Source organism: Mesorhizobium sp. A623 (assembly GCF_054489405.1).
Genome location: NZ_JBTMXB010000116.1, coordinates 1 through 1,209 on the forward strand (window position 1 = coordinate 1; position 1,209 = coordinate 1,209).

1 protein-coding gene is annotated in these 1,209 nt (G+C 57.9%); it reads left to right on the forward strand.

The features are described from left to right. Positions 1–59: 59 nt before the first annotated feature. Positions 60–1,189 (forward strand): IS3 family transposase gene (locus tag ACX3P1_RS28135; RefSeq protein WP_459083091.1). Its coding sequence is split into 2 segments (ribosomal slippage): positions 60–288 and positions 288–1,189, totalling 1,131 coding nucleotides; the frame shifts between segments, so codons are not numbered across the junction. The last annotated feature ends 20 nt before the right edge of the window (positions 1,190–1,209 follow it).

The window sequence follows — 1,209 nt, forward strand, 5'->3', positions numbered from 1 at the left end:
TGAATAGCCCCTAGATTTGTGGACGCCTTCCTCCCTAAATTTGAGGCAAGGAGGCCATGATGGGGACCAGCAGTTTCAGTGACGATTTCAAACGCGATGCGGTCGCACAGATCACCGAGCGGGGCTATCCGGTAACGGAGGTGTCGAAGCGTCTGGGTGTCAGCCCGCACTCGCTCTACGCGTGGAAGAAGAAGCTTTTGAAGCTTTCAGGTTCTGGCGATGGGGATCAGGCGGCGGAGATCCGGCACTTGAAGAAAGAACTGGCTCGCGTCACCGAGGAGCGCGACATCCTAAAAAAAGCCACCGCGTATTTCGCCAGGGATGCAAAGTGAGATACGCGTTCGTTGCCAAGCATCGCCAGCAGTTCACGGTTCGGGCGATGTGTCGTTGCCTGCGCATCCAAGCCAGCGGTTTCTACGCCTGGCTGAAGAACCCCTTAAGTAAGCGAGCTCGCGAAGACGCACGTCAGACCGAGCTCATCAGCAAGGCCTGGAAGGATAGCGGCAGGGTCTACGGCTACCGCAAGCTGCATGACGACCTTCTGGATCAGGGAGAGACCAGTTGTGTGAACCGCATTGCTCGCCTTGCAAGGCTTGCCGCGATCAGAGCCCAGATCGGCTACAAGCGTCGGCCTGGCTCCTATGGTGGCAAACCGTCTGTCGTGGTCGACAACACTCTGGCCCGGCAGTTCGATGTTGATGCGCCGGACGCGGCATGGGTGACAGACATCACCTACATCAGGACCCAGGAAGGCTTTGCCTATCTAGCGGTCGTGATCGACCTGTTCTCGCGCCGCGTCATCGGCTGGTCAATGCAGAGCCGCCAAACCACCGACATCGTGTTGCAGGCGCTGCTCATGGCGGTGTGGCGCAGGAAGCCGAAGGACAAAGTCCTGATCCACTCCGATCAGGGCTCCCAATTCACCAGCATGGACTGGGCAGCGTTCCTGAAGCACCACAATCTTGAGCATTCGATGAGCCGGCGCGGGAACTGCCATGACAACGCTGTGGCGGAGAGCTTCTTCAACCTGCTCAAGCGAGAACGGATCAGGCGCAGGACCTACCGAACACGCAACGAGGCAAGGCAGGATGTGTTCGACTATATCGAAATGTTCTACAACCCCAAGCGCAAGCACGTGAGAAACGGGATGCTGTCGCCCGTCGAATTCGAACGGCAGCAGAAAACGTAACCTGGGAGCGTCTACAAAAC